We start from the raw sequence: 15798 nt of genomic DNA, 5'->3' as shown, positions 1-15798 counted from the left end.
CAACCTCAAGTGTTAGCAGCCGCATACCCCAAACGCGCCTAATTTCAGGGACTCATAGCTAACGGCAGTCCGCTTTAGCCTACAGTGCCCGGGATTACAAAATAGATTTAGGCCCCAGCACAGACCTAACCTCGACAGCAATCGCCTTAAAACCAAACAAAATATAAGCACTGAAATTGGGCAAAGCCCTCACCTCAGTCCCGCAACCTCCAAAACTGCCCACACAAGTTAAGTTTAGTTATTTTTTCGGCTGCACCGGATTATTTAACCCCATTCTCTATCGTCATCAATCAATTGGTACTAGACCTTTATTTAATTTTGTTTAAATATATAGGAATTAGAATTCAAAAAAATAACCTATAATGGGAAATTAGTCTAAGAAATTTTATAAGCCTTGTGGCAAATAATTCAAAAAACATAAAGACTAATAGAGAGGCCAAAGCAGTCCGGGGGGGAGGTATGGCGGAGCTAGACGACGCACTTGTCGAGCAGCAATCAAGTGGTATCCATGCTAGCGATAGCAGTTACCCAATTTACGTAATTATCGGCACAGGTCCTGTAGGTGTGCGCTGCGCACAAAAGCTACTGGAGTTCTGTGATGAGGCTCAAATTGTAATCTATGGAGCAGAGACAGAGTCGCCCTACAACCGGGTTAAACTCTCACAATATTTATCCAGTCACGTAGAGCTGGAAGAGCTTGAAAACCCCATCCTCAGCCACAGTGATCACCGCCTTGCCGAATATATTGATCGCAAGATCGTCTCTATTAACCGCTCACAAAAAACCGTTACTGATGCCGATGGGAATATACAGCCCTACTCCAAGCTGATTATTGCTACCGGCTCAAACCCTATTATTCCAAAGATCCAGGGGGCGGATCTGCCGGGTGTTTACCCCTTTCGAAGCCTGCGCAACACCCAGGACCTGCTGGCTTTAAGGGAGCAAAATGCTGATGTTTGTGTTATCGGCGCAGGCGCTCTGGGCCTTGAAGCGGCAACCGCATTAAAGACCCCGAAAAATCATGTCACCCTGCAATCTCGAGGCCACTTGCTGAGCGGGCTCCTAGGTGAGGAGGGTGAAGCCTTCCTTAAATCCGCCCTCACTGCACTGGGTGTAGAATTAAAAATTACAGACACCCTGGTAGCTATCGAGGAAAATGCGAGCAAGCGCATACTCACTTTTGCCAGTGGTGAACAAATTTCTGTGGATGCTATTGTATTGTGCACAGGAATTAAGCCAGAAATTAGCCTGGCTGAGCAGTGCGGAATCTCCACCGAGCGCGGCATCGTGGTCAATGAATGGATGCAAACTTCCGACCCAGATATTTATGCAGTGGGGGAGTGCGCTGAGTTCGAGCAAAAAGTTTACCAGCTGGTCCGGCCGGGATACGAACAGGCAGAAAGTTGTTGCGCACATATTCGCCGCAATCACGGCGGCGCACCGTCATCATCCCCCTACTCCGGCAGCTATAGCGACATCCAGCTAAAAATTGCCCACATCCCCTGCGGAATTATGGGGGAGGTAACTGCGAAGAACCTCGAGCAACAAGAGGGGGTGGAGAGCCATATCTACCGCAACCGCTTTAAGGGGACATATAGACGCCTATTTACCCAAGGCGAATATATCGTCGGGGCAACTTATATCGGCAGCTGGGATGAAGCCAATGAATTGCGCCAAGCCGTAGCGCAAAAACAAAAAATCTCTCTGCGCACACTCAAGCACTTTGACAGTGAAGGGCGGGTTTTTGCCAAAAAATCCGGCAATAGCATCAAAGATTTCCCCGATAGTTACCTAGTTTGCCAATGCAACTCTGTCACCAAAGGGGAATTATGCAAAGCCATTTCCGCTGGCAAGCGCAATTTAAATGAGTTACAGCAGGCAACCACTGCTGGATCAGTGTGTGGTAGCTGCCGCCCACTAATGGCTGAACTCTTAGACGCACCAGTTCCAAACCTGGTCATGCGCCACTCAAAGGGAATACTGATTACCTCAATACTCTCATTGATTCTGATTACGCTAGCTTTCTTGATGCCTCCAGCTCCCGTTTCCTCCTCGGTGCAAACAGCACTTTTCTGGGAAAAACTCTGGTACGACAATTTTTGGAAGCAGGTTACCGGCTACACCATTTTGGCCATGTGCCTTTTCACCGCCGCTCTCAGTCTAAGAAAGCGCTGGAAAAAACTCAGCCTCGGCCATGTTGATCACTGGCGCTATGCACACAGTGTTACCGGCTTGATCGCTCTAATTGCGCTCGCCGTCCATTCGGGGTTTCGCCTCGGTGAAAACCTGAACTTGGCATTGATGCTGGTATTTCTGACGGCAACCGCCACCGGCTCGCTCGTCGGTGTTTTTATGGCACGCAACCACCACTGGACTGATTTAAAGCTGCGCGAACACCGCAAGTGGTGGTCCCGCGTTCACTATGCCCTGCTCTGGGCTCTGCCAGCTCTCCTTGCCTACCATATTTTTGCGGTTTATTACTTCTAGATGAAATCTTATCAATTTAAATTCTGGCACTACGGCGTATTGCTGACGCTGATTATCGGCTCCGCCGTGGCGTACAACCTTAACGTCGACGATAAATCCGTATTTATCAGTGGGGATGCCACTCACGGTCACCACCAGATTGAGCTGGCTTGCACTTCCTGCCACACCGACGGCTTTGCCGGTGAGGATGCTATTCAGCAGGCCTGCCTGAACTGCCATGCCGAAGAGCTGGAGCTGGTAGATGACTCTCACCCCCGGCAAAAGTTTTTAGACCCGCGCAATGCGGTACTGCTGGAAACACTGGATGCCCGGCTATGCGTCAGCTGTCACACCGAGCACAAGCCGCAAATTACAGGAGAAATGGGCGTCACCTTAGCGGGCGATTTCTGCTTTCACTGTCACAGCGATATCGCCGAGGAGCGCAGCAGTCACAAAGATCTCGGTTTTGAGACCTGTGCGAGTGCGGGCTGCCACAACTATCACGATAACGGCTCGCTCTATGAGGATTTCCTTATCGCCCACGTTGACCAGCCCGATTTACTGGAAACTGCAAAGCTTCCCGCGCGTACAGCGGTTCAATCCTGGCTGAATGAAAACCCGGATAAAGCCCCCCTGCAAATTAGCCAGGCAGATATTAGCCAGGCAGACCATGCTGCGGAAATTACTGCCGCCTGGGCACAGAGTATTCACGCACAGACGGATGTGAACTGCAGCAGCTGCCACGCCGATGGGCAGATGCAGTTCAGCAGCGTAGAGATTGTCGAGCAATGTGCCAGCTGTCACAGCGAACAAAAAGAATCCTTCACCGAAGGCAAACACGGAATGCGTTTGTCCAGCAAGTTGGAAGAAGGATTTATTCAGCGGGTCGGGGCCATATCCCCGCAGCAGGCTCGCCTGCCGATGAATGCCGATGCAACGGATGAATTGAGCTGCATCAGCTGCCACGGCCCCCATGAAGTGGATATGCAATTTGCCGCTGTAGAGGCCTGCCTGGGGTGTCACAATGACGAGCACAGTCTCGCCTATCAGGACTCCCCCCACTTCAGCACCTGGCAAACAAACCCCGAGGGTGGCGTCAGCTGTGCCAGCTGCCACTTACCCCGGGAAACTCATGGTGAGCAGGTCGTGGTCAATCACAACCAAAACCACAACCTTCGCCCCAATGAAAAAATGATGCCCGTTTGCCTGAGCTGTCATGGAGCCGAGTTCTCCCTTGCCGCTCTCGCTGACAAAGCCCTGATCAATAGTAATTTCAAGCATAAACCCGCCGAGAAGCATGAGACTTTCGAGCTGATCCGCGAGCGTATTGCAAGGATTTCCAAAAGCAAAAACAAGCAACATCAATCCCAATAGGAGGGGAATAATATGCGTATCGTCACTTGTATTATCGCTGGGCTAGCCCTGCTCACAGGCTGTGAGAAGAACCAGGGAGTTGCACCAGAGCGAATGGCAGATGCCATCTTTGCGGTTATCGAGGCAGACCGGGCCAACTACACCAATAAAGTAGTAAACCGCCTGCAAAATGAGGAAAAAATTCTCGATGCCGACGAGCATTGGCAGGATAAAAAATTACTGCCACTTCCCGCGCAGATGATGCGTATGGGGGCAGAGCGCGTTGCCGAAAAGGACTCTGGATTTAATTATGCCCTGCTCTCCCTGTGGCCAATCAACAAGCAAAACAAGCCGCGCACCGAAATGGAGAAAGAGGGCTTACAGTACGTAATTGACAACCCGGGCAAGAATTTTTACGGCCGTGAAAAACTGGGAGGCACTGAGTACTTTACTGCGGTATATGCCGACGTAGGCGTATCACCTGCCTGCATCAGCTGTCACAATGACCACGTGGATACCCCGCGTACTGACTTTGAACTGGGCGACACCATGGGTGGCGTTGTTATTCGAATCCCGCTCTAATTAATCGATAGCCAAGCTCGGATTGTGAGATCGAGCAACTTACCCGATGAAGGTTGCTGCCTTAGAAGGGTGATGGACAAATGTAACCATCAGGGAATAACGATTAGATAGTATCAAAAGAGTGGCGGCCGAATTCATTTCGACCGCTCCCTCTTTCAAGCTGACTGGTTCTACTCCCGCTACTACCTCGCTGAAATCATTCAGACCAGTGGTCACCCGCTGTGGGCCTATTTCCGGGTCAGTCCAGTCTCCATTACGGTCCGCTTTTTCTTGGGCTTTGCTCCGCAAAGCACGCCTAGGCATTACTATATTAAGGTCAGATAACCACAGAGCAAATAATTCAAGCTGACCTGGTGCAGAGGGCAATGCCAGCGATAAAGTCAGCGCAACGGATCGATAAGTCCCTGCAATCCCTCGACTTTAATTTCCAGCGCCAATGCCATCAGCTGCCCCAAACGCCCCTCGGGAAACCCCTTTTTGGCAAACCAAAGTAAATACTCCTCAGGCAAGTCTATTAATAGACTCCCCGCGTATTTTCCAAATGGCATCTCAAGGCGGGCCAACGCCACCAAGTCCTGTTTATCAAACACTGCTATCCCCCCTAAATACCTGTAATGAAACTTCCGCTTTGGATTTGCTGGCAGCGTAAGCGGACCCTACACTGACTGCGATATTACTCGGCCTGCGCCGATCTTCGATACCTCAACTTTCCAGCAGCAGGGGTGCCTATGCATATCAAAGCTATCAAATATCTCAGCTTGGCCGCGATATTGACTGCGGGCCTTGGAGGTTCAGGCTGTGCCAATATGAGTGATACCGACCGCCGCATCGGCACTGGTGTCGGTATAGGTGCCGTAACAGGCGCCCTGATTAGTGGCGGGCGCCCCGGCGGTACTGCCACAGGTGCCGTGCTCGGTGCTGGAGCCGGCTACCTCTACGACAGGAATAAAAAACGCAGGGATTACTATCGCTATCGCGGCCGCTACTATCGTTATTAACTGATCGCTTTTATCCTTAAATAGCGCGAGGCACTCGCGCTATTTAACTCATTATCAGCGGGCCCGTGAATCTCCAACTCAGCAAGAGAAAATTTACAAAAGTTTCGTTTTTGTTTTTGCGCAGCGCTCGCAGCGATATTCAGTGACTAATTTCCCTTGCTTCACATCAAACTTGCGCTCAGTAACTACTTTCCACTTGTGAAAGCCCTCTCTACACAGAGTACTGCCCTTGTGCTTTTGCCAAGTAGTTTTTCTTTTAAAAGGAATCACATCTCCCATTAAGCCACCTCCCCTGCGGCATGCCCTGAAGCCCAGGCCCACTGAAAATTAAATCCACCGAGCCAGCCGGTAACGTCGAGAACCTCACCGACAAAATAAAGCCCCGGCTGAGTTTTACACTCCATAGTTCGAGAAGAAACCTGTGCGGTATCGACCCCGCCCAAAGTCACCTCAGCGGTGCGATACCCCTCAGTGCCTGCCGGCATCAACTTCCAACTCTGCAGCTTGTCACCCAGCTGTTGTAATTCCACCTCCCCAAACTGCTTTAGAGGACGGCTGCTGATTTGTGCCCGCTGCAAGAAAAACTGTACCAGCTTTTTACTCCAAACTTCTGCCAGTACACTGTGCAGGTGGCTATCCGGACTCCGCTGTCGACGCTGCAGCAACCACTCCGCCAAGTTTTTATCTGGCGCCAAATCAAATGTCACTGCCTCACCTTCACGCCAGTGACTGGAGATTTGTAAAACCGCAGGGCCACTTAGCCCCCGGTGAGTAAACAGCATCTGCTCGTGAAAGCTGCCCTCAGCACAAGAGACTGTCACCGAAAGAGAGGTCCCAGGCAGGGTGCTCTGGCGCTCCAACTGGCGTTTATGCTGGGTAAACGGCACCAGTGCGGCTCGTGTCGGGACTATCTCCAGTCCAAACTGCTGGGCAATCTCATAGCCAAATCCACTCGCCCCCATGGTGGGGATAGAGAGACCGCCGGTAGCCACGACCAGGGACTCACAGGCAACCGTTCCCATACTGGTTTCGACCCGATACCCCTGCCCCACTGCTTTCACCTGGGTAATACTACAGCGAGTGCGGATTTGCACCTTGGCCGCACGGCATTCCGCTAACAACAGGTCGACGATATCCCTGGATTTATTGTCACAAAAAAGCTGACCGAGGGTTTTCTCGTGGTAGGCAACCCCGTGCTTCTCAACCAGGGCAATAAAATCCCACTGGCTATAGCGGGCCAGAGCGGACTTACAAAAATGGGGATTATTACCGTAAAAATTCTCTGCCGTAGTGTAGAGATTGGTGAAATTACAGCGACCACCACCGGACATCAGAATTTTTTTGCCGACTTTATTGGCGTGATCCAATACCAGCACACTGCGCCCGCGCTGGCCCGCTGTGGCTGCGCACATCAGTCCCGCCGCCCCGGCGCCGATGACTAACACATCGACGCGATCGGGCAACTGACTGGAAGAAACCTCTGTCATAGATAAAAAATCGTACCGCAGTAAAACCGATAATCAGGTGCGGGGCAGAGTCACGCCGCGCTGCCCCTGGTATTTACCGCCGCGATCGGCATAGGACACATCACAGATTTCATCGGACTCGAAAAACAGCATCTGTGCCACACCCTCGTTGGCATAGATCTTTGCCGGCAGATTAGTGGTATTGGAGAACTCCAAAGTCACATGCCCTTCCCACTCCGGTTCCAGCGGCGTCACATTGACGATGATACCGCAGCGAGCATAAGTGGACTTACCCAGGCAAACCGTCAACACAGAGCGCGGAATGCGGAAATACTCCACTGTGCGCGCCAGAGCAAAGGAGTTTGGCGGGATAATGCAGTGATCGCCCTCCACATCCACAAAGCTGTTCTCATCGAAGGTCTTCGGATCAACCGTGGCTGAGTGAACATTGGTAAAGATCTTAAATTCACGGGCACAGCGCACGTCATAACCGTAGCTGGAAGTGCCGTAGGAGATGAGCCGGTCGCCATCGTCATTATGGCGTACCTGACCGGCCTCAAAAGGCTCAATCATGCCGTGCTGCTCTGCCATGCGGCGAATCCACTTGTCGGACTTGATACTCACTCCGTCCCCCTGAATAGAATAATTAGTGCTCAATTAAAGAGGCCGAATCATAGCCGGTTTGGGCTGTGCAAAAAAGTGGCAATGCAATGATTTCTCACTTGCTGCCACTGAGTGAATACTGTATAAATCAACAGTATAACTGTATGCACGTACAGACTTAACCGGAGATATAGGCCAGATTCGGTCAAGATTGAGGGATGAAATCGTGGGTGTTGTAGAAAAATTTATAGAAAACAATCCGTTAGAGAGTCGACCCAGCTACCAGACAGCGGCAGAACTACTCCCCATAAGCGATATCTGGCCAGCGGCGAATGAGCCCCGACGGCAACATACCGGCATTGCCAGTGGCCATCCCAGCCTCGATACACTCCTTGCAAGTAGCGGTTGGCCCCGAGGGGCCAGTATAGAGCTCTTGCTCGATCAGACAGGCATCGGCGAACTCACACTATTACTTCCGGCGCTGGCCAATCTCACTCAGAGCGGACAGATGGTCATACTGGTCAATCCCCCCTATATCCCCTACGCCCCATCACTGGCCAGCAGTGGTATCTGCCTGGAGAACCTACTAATCCTACACCCCCGGGGCCTCAAGGATACGCTTTGGGCGATAGAGCAATCCCTGCAATCCGGTGGCTGTGGTGCCCTGCTCAGCTGGCAGGGACGCCTGTCCCCAGCTCACAAAGACCTCTGCCGCCTACAGCAGGCAGCGCGCAATGGCGACTGCCTGCACTTCCACTTTCGCCCCCAGAGTGAATCGGCAACCCCCTCACCAGCACAGCTACGGCTACAGCTCGAACCCGAAGAAACACAGCTGGCGCTGAAGCTCCTACAGCAATCCGGCGGCCCCTCTGGCCAACATCTCTACCTGGCGAGAGCGGCGCAATTGGCCTGCCGCGAGCAGCCGCTACACTAAATAGCCCCGGAGTAACCCGATGCTTTGGCTCTGTATTCAATTTCCCAGGCTCCCTTTGGAAGTGCTGACCCGCGCACAACAACAAGGAGGGAAGCCCTCACCTCAAGTAGTTGTTGAGAAACAGCTGGTAATTGACCGCAACACTGCTGCATCCCAGTGTGGCATAGAGGCCGGCCTCAGTATCACTACAGCCTTGACCCTCTGCGCGAATTTGCAGCTATTACAGCGCGACCCCCAGCGGGAACAACGAGAGCTGCAGCAACTGGCCCAATGGGGTTACAGTTTTACCCCACTGGTCTCGCCCCGGCCGGCAAGCCCTACAAGTCATAGTGAGAGCACAACGGCCCAGCTCTACCTGGAGCTTAGCCGCTGCCCGCACGCCAACGGCGGCATCAGGGCATTGCTGGAACAATTGGATTGCGAACTTGAGCAAATGGGGATTAATCACCTAATGGGGCTCGGCCACAGCCCCAGTGCGGCCTATATGCTGAGCCAGTTAGCGGAGCACCGGCAGTGGCTCGCACAGACCAACACCCCGCCCAGCCCCCAGCAGTGGAAACAGTGGATCAACTCTGCCCCGAGTAAATTGCTCGATTGCGATAACAAAACCATCGCCAAGCTCTATGCCTGTGGCATCAAAAGAGTAAGCCAACTGCTGGCCAGCCCCCTCTCAGAGGTAGGCTCGCGTTTTGGGCACTCATTTGTGGACTACCTGGCACGCCTGAGTGGAAGCCGCCAAGACCCCGTCTGTCTCTATTCGCCACCAGTAGAGTTCCGCAGTGAACTATTTTTCCCCAGCCCCCTGGATAGTAACGAACAACTACTGTTCCCGATCGGGCGTCTGCTCAGAGAGCTCTGCTCACAGTTACAGCGACGTCAGCTTTACGCCCCACAATTGCACTGGTATATGGTTTTCGGTCAGAGTAAAGAGCACTTAATCAGCGTAGAAGTCTCCAGCCCACAACTCGACCTCCAGCATTTAATCGCCCTGACCAAACTACAACTGGAAAGCGTAACACTCGAGCAACCGATACAGTCTATCCGTTTAAGCTGTAATCACCTGCTTCCTCTAGAGCAGGAACTGCGGGATGAGGGCTTTTTTAACCAAGGCAATCGAGTGCAGCGCAAGCGGCGACTTTTAGACAAATTAAAAGCCCGCCTCGGCCATCAAGCTCTCTCCGGGATCAGCCTAAAAGAGAGCGCTCTCCCGGAACAAACCTGGCAAAGTGCAGACGCCCTGATTATTAAAAGTCATTCTCGGGGCCAACAAATTACCCCCATCAAGGCACCGCGCCCCAACTGGCTACTACCCCGCCCCAGCAAATTGGAAAGTACTGAGGGGAAATTATTTTACCAGGGAGAGTTGCAATTATTACAGGGGCCAGAGCGAGTTGATGGCCACTGGTGGCAACACGGACGTCATGGACGGAATTATTACATCGCAAAAAATGCGGGAGAGCAGTTCTACTGGGTTTTTCAGGATCTTACGACGCAGGAGTGGTTTTTGCATGGGGTTTATAGTTAGCAACACTTCGGACAGTTTTGAGGGGGAAATTGGGGGCGTGGTGCTGGAATCCATGGGCGGAGACTGAGAGAATAAGGTTTACGAAGTCTAATTAACGCAGTAACCGCCCATGGAAGACACAATTAAAACAGTTTTTGCCAAAATGTCCAGTGTTGGTAAGCCCCAGCAGAAATTTATGATGGCTCTATTGTCGGTACTGATGGTCTTTCGAGGCAAGGCGACCTATCTGAATCTGGCCAGATTCAGTACCTCAAGTGAGAAACGTTATCGACGCTGGTCACATAGATGCTTTGACTTTACCCAGTTTAACACCACATTATTTGCCAGCGAACTCCAAGAAAATCGTGAATGTGTCGCCGCTACTGATGCCAGTTTCATCAGTAAATCCGGCAAAAAGACTGATGGCGTAGGGTGGTTTTATAACGGCAGCGCTGGAGAATCACAACGCGGCCTTGAGATCTCTACGATCAGTGTCACCGACTTGAAGACAAATACTGCCTATGCCATAGATTCCCAGCAAACGATCGATGAAGAAGGGAAATCGAGGGTTGAACAATATGTGAGCCATGCTCTCAAAGTTCTACCGAAGTTGCTTGATCTTGGGATTAAATACCTTGTAGCAGACGCATTTTATAGCAAAAATTCATTTGTTAATCCAATTCTTCAGGAAGGAATGCATATCGTTGGAAAGTTACGGATTGATGCTAATTTGCAGTGGCTATACGAGGGGCAATACAACGGTCAGGGACGCCCTAAACGGTTTGACGGAAAAGTTGACCTTGAAGATTTATGCCGTTTTGATTTTGCTGGAATTTTTGATGCTCAAGTTAAAGTCTACACGAAGGTGGTGCGCGCCAAATTTTTAAAACGCGCCATACGCGTGGTGCTGCTCAAGACTATCGATGAAGATAAAAAAGGAAGTGCGCTACTGTATTCTACAGATACGAATTTAGATGCAGTGAAATTGGTCTCGTACTACAAATCAAGATTTCAAATAGAGTTCTTATTCAGGGATGCGAAGCAATACACCGGATTAACTCACTGCCAATCCGTACGAAAGGAAGCCATAAACCTTCATGTTAATGCGTCGCTGACAGCGCTGAATTTGCTAAAATTTGAAGATCGCAGAGAGACGCAGACAGATGCATCTACAGTTATCTCAATCGCCAGCTGGAAGCGCCGCAAGTTCAACCAGCATCTGATGAATAGGGTTTTTAGCAGCTTAGGTCTGGACCGAAGCTGTGAAAAAGTCAGCTACATTTATGATCGCTACAGCGATTACGGGGCAATTGCGGCATAAAAGTGTCCGAAGTGTTGAGTTAGGCAAACCCCGGATAATTCCTCAAGAAGTCTAGCCTTCGAAGCTTTAAAAAATATTACGAAATCATTCGGAACTATAGAATCACAGGGTTAATGGCACTCGAAAAAGAAGAGATTAAATTACCTGACCCCACTGAAATTTCTCACAGGCAGGTGTGCCTCACCCATATTATCAACCTGGGATTTTACACTTAAAAAAACCTTTAAATCCATAATTACAGGCCTTTAGAATGAAAATTTATTCAATAAAACACACTAACCTTCCACACAGATCGGCATCCTCGAACTCAATCACCCTTAAGTATTTAGGTTATACATTTGCCCCCGCATCCAACTCAGAACAGTAAAAACCGATCGAGATTTCCATTCTGCGACCCCATAAAACCCTGGTTTCGTAAGGCTTAGCAGTCTTTCAGGACAGAATATTTCTCCGCTAGAGTCACATCATCACACTTTCCTCAGAAAATTGGTGAAGTACTTATAGACAGAAACAGGCAAAATTGATCGAAACCAATACTTTAAACCAATTGAGACGGAGAAGACTCCACGATAAATACTCAAAAAAAATAATCCAGAAAAATAAAATGGCCTTATCCAAAAACCATGAAAACTCAAATGCTTAACCTTAAAAGCCAGATCAGACCTATCTGTGAGAAAAATTTTATGCTTGTCATACCAGCTATTGACTGCCTGGAAGTCCTTCTTCAGTGAAAGCCTGCCAAAAACGTCACTATCATCCACGATAGTAAGCACATCCTCAAGCATTAAAAACTTCATACCCGAATTTTTTAGTCGAATCACATAATCAGTATCATCACCGTAACCTAAATTTACATCCCAAAGAACTTGAGATGCTAACGCTCGTGAAAAAACAATTCCTGGGGTAGAAAAAAAACCATCGTAGCAAAAAATATACTCTGAAAAATTAAAATCTGAAGAATACAAGTTTACTGGTGATACGGACTCAGAAAATGCGCGCCTAATCAAAACCCTAGAACAAACAACAAAACCAGAATCCATATGGCTGCGATAAAAGTCCAAAACATCAAACCTACCTACAACAAAAAAATCGTCCGAATCCAAATAACATATATAGCGACCCCTTGCTAATGATAAACCTTTATTTCTAGCCGCAGAGGCTCCTTGATTCTCCTGGAATATATAAATAAAATTATCCACGGTGATCGATTTTAAATATTCGGCGGTGCCATCCGAAGAACCATCATCAACAACTATGACTTCTAAATCTTCACGATTCTGATCCAAGCAAGACTGAATGGCCCGACCAATAGTACCAACCCTATTGAACGTAGGAATAATTATACTATAGCTATACACTTTTACGAAAACCTTCGACGGATTTTAAAATCCCATACCAATAATACAACAGACAATGGATAATATATTGAGTAACGGAACAGTAGTTTAGGCTCATCAAAAATACGGTATAGCCAGCGCAAGTCAAATTTATCGGCCCACTTAGGATAGTAGTTAACATTCGACCTTGACTGATGAAAAAAACCACCGCACGTAAATCCTGTCCCCCTCCATCCCGCATTCCTGAGCCCCAACAAGAATAACTCTTGCTTTGGCGACCCCATTCCGACAACTACTAGATCAGGTTTTTTTTTGCAGATATCATTAATGACAGCCGCTTGATCACTCTCGACCTCAAAAAAACCATGATGGAAACCAACCAACTCAAGATTAGGGAATACACTAAGGATACTATCTATAGCATCTGATATCGCCTCCTGAGTAGATCCAACAAAGTAAACTGCTTGCTTATTTTTCTCCGCATGTAAAAATACCTTAGGTGCAAGTGAGGTCATATCAAAACTCGACCTTTTAAAGCTTCCAACACCTATGATTCCCAAAAGAAAAACCAAGAGTTGACCGTCAATCAAAATTCGCCCCTCCACAAACCCCGACTTAAAAAACTCTCGCAACCTAAAGTATGAATACATATTGATAAATATATGGGTACAGCCCTCACTCCAAGTATCACCAATCTTACTGGAAATTTTCATATTGAACACCCAACAAAATAACACCTTCAAACAAGCAAGACCTCAACGCACAAAAAACAAAATCAATACGGATAAGTCAACTTAAAAACAACACGCTTGAAAAAAACTGATATTTTTCTTTTAATCTTTACAAAAGAAAACAACTTAAAATACATTCTGATCGAAATTGACCTCTGGCACATATATTTTATCATTAACAACTGGTGCCGTCTTTGATTTAAAGTCAACCTCTCTTTATGCTTTCTATAAAAGGCCAAATAACCAAACTTTTTCTCTGGATAAGCAGTAATTCTATCATCCCCACCTACATGTATATATTGCCCAGCACATTTAGCCTTCTCTGCTTGACCATACTTTTCAACCATCCTTAACCACATATCATAATCCTGGGCCGAGGTTAGGCTTTCATCGAAAAATCCAACATTCTTAAACTTCTCCAAAGAGGAGAACACCTGATTTCCTACATCATTCTGATATCTAATGCTAGACAGTGTTACAACTTCTGGCCTCGCCGTTGGCTTACGTGAACCATCTGAAAATACAAACACATCATCCGAATAAACAAAAGCAAGTTTTTCTGAGTAGGCCGAATGCAATCCAGATAACCGGCCGGGCAGCCACTCATCATCATCATCAACACCTGTAACATATTCACCCCAAGCCAGCTTTATAGCTAAATTCCTAGCAAAACAGGCTCCCATATTTTTACTCAATGCATAATATCGTAAATTTACATTTTTTCGAGAAAAACTCTCAAGTACACGCAAGCTATCATCTGAAGAACCATTATCCACAACAATAACTTCAAAACTTGGGTGACTTTGATTCAAAATAGAACTTAAGCAGCGAAAAAGTTTTCTTGCCCTATTACATGAGACCACATAAACAGAAACTTTATAATCTAAGGTTTTTACAAATGGCATAAAACTCACAACTGAAACCCAACCCCAATATAACCAATCAATATTTGACCAGTTAGACAATTAGAAAATGGAATATTTCACATTAGCTATAAAAACAAGACAGCCCCAACAAAAAGAAACTCTCCATAAATTACATACTTTAGACTCTTCAAAACCCCTAAAAAACCACTCGGCAGTAAAAAAAAACCCATAACAAAGTAGCATATAAAGAAATTAACTGAAAAACTACACAAAAGAGCCCAGCAAAGAGTTTCTATAGATCCAAACCAAATACCCACCCCCATAGACACACAATTTGTGAAACAGGAAAAAACACCAAGCTTGAAAAGCAAGTCGGGGCGGGCTGCCGCATGAAAAAATGAGCCACTTGAACTTAAAACAATCTGGACAGGCAACGAAAGTGCCAATATCTTTAGCACTGGAATAACCTCGCGCCACTGAGAACCCAGCACAACCGCCACCACAACATCAGCATATAGATAAACCCCAACTCCAACTATGATCGCCACCAAAGATAATTTTCTGACGTATAAATTATGAACATATTCAATTTTTTTTAAGTCATCCCTTGAGTTGGTGAGCACAGGTTGAATTGCGGGGTTCATTGCAAAGGTAATGAGCATTAAGGGGTAGCGCATTAACCCGTAAGCTCGCTCATACACCCCCAAGCCTGAAGCACCGAAGTACCTCCCCACTAAAAGGTTGTCCAGACTTCGAGAGAAAAAATTTGCAATATTAAACCCCATCTGATTACATGAAAACTTAAACAAAGATCTCACCAAATAAAACTCCCCCCCAAAGCGAGGCTCACCGACTTTTGACTTTAGGCAAGCCACCCAAAAAAAACAAAATTTCAAAACAGATAAAATAAAAAACCTAAATGCCAAAATTAAAATAGTATCAACAAATAAAAATAAGACAAAAACCAGCATTAAAGAAATTATTTCAGCCCAGAATTCACAATAAGCTATCGGCAAGAAAAAATGTTCCCTCTGCAAAATCGCCAATGGCACAACCGAAAGAGAACCAAAAAAAACAGATAGCGCTAATGGTATAGCCAATCGAGCATCAAAGCTCATCTCATACAGCAAGCCTACAAAAGGGTATATCAACCAAAAAACAACACCGACTGTTATGCCTGAAAAAAAAGTAAGCGTAAAAACCCCATCCCTAAGACCTAATGATATTTCCTTTTCATTAATTATAGCCGGTACAACACCCAATTCAGAAATTATTTGAAAGAAAAAAATAAAAACCTGCATTGCGGCAAAAACACCATACTCCTCTGGCGAAAACAATCTTGCCAGCGTCATTATCGATATCAATTGAGCGAGATAAACTAAATATCTTCCACCAATACTCTTGGGAAGAGCTTTAAGCAGAGCTCTCCAGGCATCATCTTTTTGCATTGCACCCCCAGTAAATTACACCTTGAAATATATCCCCAAGAGAAACTTCTCACGCACCCCTTAAAATTAACCGTTCTGATATATAGAATACAAAAGAGCTTCAGGTTAAAGCTGGAAAACACACCAGTATAATTAAATGAAAACCTAAAAAGCATTGCGCAAAAAACATCCCCCGATGAAACCAAAGGC

General features: G+C 47.4%; 15 protein-coding genes. 7 read left to right on the top strand and 8 right to left on the bottom strand.

Annotated features, from left to right (window positions below; genetic code table 11):
* Positions 1–459 precede the first annotated feature (459 nt).
* Genes ACJJIK_RS20500 through ACJJIK_RS20490 form a run of 3 tightly spaced genes read left to right on the top strand, consistent with a single transcriptional unit; the run spans position 460 to position 4401 of the window.
* A complete protein-coding gene (locus ACJJIK_RS20500; protein WP_444943718.1) occupies positions 460–2487 on the top strand; it encodes an FAD-dependent oxidoreductase in 2028 nt (675 codons plus the stop codon).
* Positions 2488–3840, top strand: a complete 1353-nt coding sequence (locus tag ACJJIK_RS20495) for a cytochrome c3 family protein (protein WP_444943717.1) — start codon at positions 2488–2490, stop codon at positions 3838–3840.
* A gap of 12 nt (positions 3841–3852) precedes the next feature.
* Positions 3853–4401 carry a Tll0287-like domain-containing protein gene (locus tag ACJJIK_RS20490; protein ID WP_444930069.1) on the top strand — a complete coding sequence of 183 codons (549 nt, stop codon included), beginning with the start codon at positions 3853–3855 and terminating at the stop codon, positions 4399–4401.
* Positions 4402–4781: 380 nt separating this feature from the next.
* On the opposite strand, the gene ACJJIK_RS20485 is transcribed toward ACJJIK_RS20490, so the two are convergent.
* Positions 4782–4991, bottom strand: coding sequence for a DUF3820 family protein (locus ACJJIK_RS20485; protein ID WP_444930068.1), 210 nt, complete (start codon positions 4989–4991; stop codon positions 4782–4784).
* A 138-nt stretch (positions 4992–5129) separates the two neighbouring features.
* Here ACJJIK_RS20485 and ACJJIK_RS20480 point away from each other — a divergent pair, with 138 nt between their 5' ends.
* Entirely contained in the window at positions 5130–5399 is a 270-nt protein-coding gene (locus ACJJIK_RS20480; protein WP_444930067.1) for a hypothetical protein, read from the top strand.
* A gap of 93 nt (positions 5400–5492) precedes the next feature.
* Here ACJJIK_RS20480 and ACJJIK_RS20475 read toward each other — a convergent pair whose 3' ends face one another.
* From ACJJIK_RS20475 to dcd, 3 genes are read right to left on the bottom strand one after another with little or no spacing between them, the layout of a single operon-like run.
* Positions 5493–5678 carry a hypothetical protein gene (locus ACJJIK_RS20475; protein WP_444930066.1) on the bottom strand — a complete coding sequence of 62 codons (186 nt, stop codon included), beginning with the start codon at positions 5676–5678 and terminating at the stop codon, positions 5493–5495.
* The gene (locus ACJJIK_RS20470) at positions 5678–6886 is read right to left on the bottom strand and encodes an NAD(P)/FAD-dependent oxidoreductase (protein WP_444943716.1); all 1209 of its coding nucleotides are present in this window, start codon (positions 6884–6886) and stop codon (positions 5678–5680) included. The genes ACJJIK_RS20475 and ACJJIK_RS20470 overlap by 1 nt, the downstream gene beginning before the upstream one ends.
* 33 nt (positions 6887–6919) lie before the next feature.
* The gene (gene dcd / locus ACJJIK_RS20465) at positions 6920–7489 is read right to left on the bottom strand and encodes a dCTP deaminase (RefSeq protein ID WP_444930064.1); all 570 of its coding nucleotides are present in this window, start codon (positions 7487–7489) and stop codon (positions 6920–6922) included.
* A 205-nt stretch (positions 7490–7694) separates the two neighbouring features.
* Between dcd and imuA the strand changes: the two genes are divergently transcribed.
* The 3 genes from imuA (at position 7695) to ACJJIK_RS20450 (ending at position 11227) form a co-directional block, all read left to right on the top strand.
* Positions 7695–8402, top strand: coding sequence for a translesion DNA synthesis-associated protein ImuA (gene imuA, locus ACJJIK_RS20460; protein ID WP_444943715.1), 708 nt, complete (start codon positions 7695–7697; stop codon positions 8400–8402).
* A gap of 19 nt (positions 8403–8421) precedes the next feature.
* Positions 8422–9927 carry a Y-family DNA polymerase gene (locus ACJJIK_RS20455; RefSeq protein WP_444943714.1) on the top strand — a complete coding sequence of 502 codons (1506 nt, stop codon included), beginning with the start codon at positions 8422–8424 and terminating at the stop codon, positions 9925–9927.
* Positions 9928–10036: 109 nt separating this feature from the next.
* Positions 10037–11227 (top strand): transposase, encoded by a 1191-nt coding sequence (locus tag ACJJIK_RS20450; protein ID WP_444943713.1) that lies wholly within the window; start codon positions 10037–10039, stop codon positions 11225–11227.
* 467 nt (positions 11228–11694) lie between these two features.
* On the opposite strand, the gene ACJJIK_RS20445 is transcribed toward ACJJIK_RS20450, so the two are convergent.
* From ACJJIK_RS20445 to ACJJIK_RS20430, 4 genes are all read right to left on the bottom strand, one after another.
* Positions 11695–12585, bottom strand: a complete 891-nt coding sequence (locus ACJJIK_RS20445; RefSeq protein ID WP_444930060.1) for a glycosyltransferase family 2 protein — start codon at positions 12583–12585, stop codon at positions 11695–11697.
* 2 nt (positions 12586–12587) lie between these two features.
* On the bottom strand, positions 12588–13277 hold the full coding sequence (locus ACJJIK_RS20440) for a WecB/TagA/CpsF family glycosyltransferase (RefSeq protein ID WP_444930059.1): 690 nt from the start codon (positions 13275–13277) through the stop codon (positions 12588–12590).
* Positions 13278–13339: 62 nt separating this feature from the next.
* Positions 13340–14200 carry a glycosyltransferase gene (locus ACJJIK_RS20435; RefSeq protein ID WP_444945091.1) on the bottom strand — a complete coding sequence of 287 codons (861 nt, stop codon included), beginning with the start codon at positions 14198–14200 and terminating at the stop codon, positions 13340–13342.
* A gap of 86 nt (positions 14201–14286) precedes the next feature.
* Positions 14287–15609, bottom strand: coding sequence for an oligosaccharide flippase family protein (locus ACJJIK_RS20430; protein ID WP_444930058.1), 1323 nt, complete (start codon positions 15607–15609; stop codon positions 14287–14289).
* Between the last annotated feature and the right edge of the window lie 189 nt (positions 15610–15798).

It is taken from the genome of Microbulbifer regidiadema (SeqCode) (assembly GCF_052466995.1).
This window is presented reverse-complemented; position numbering and strand designations above follow the sequence as displayed.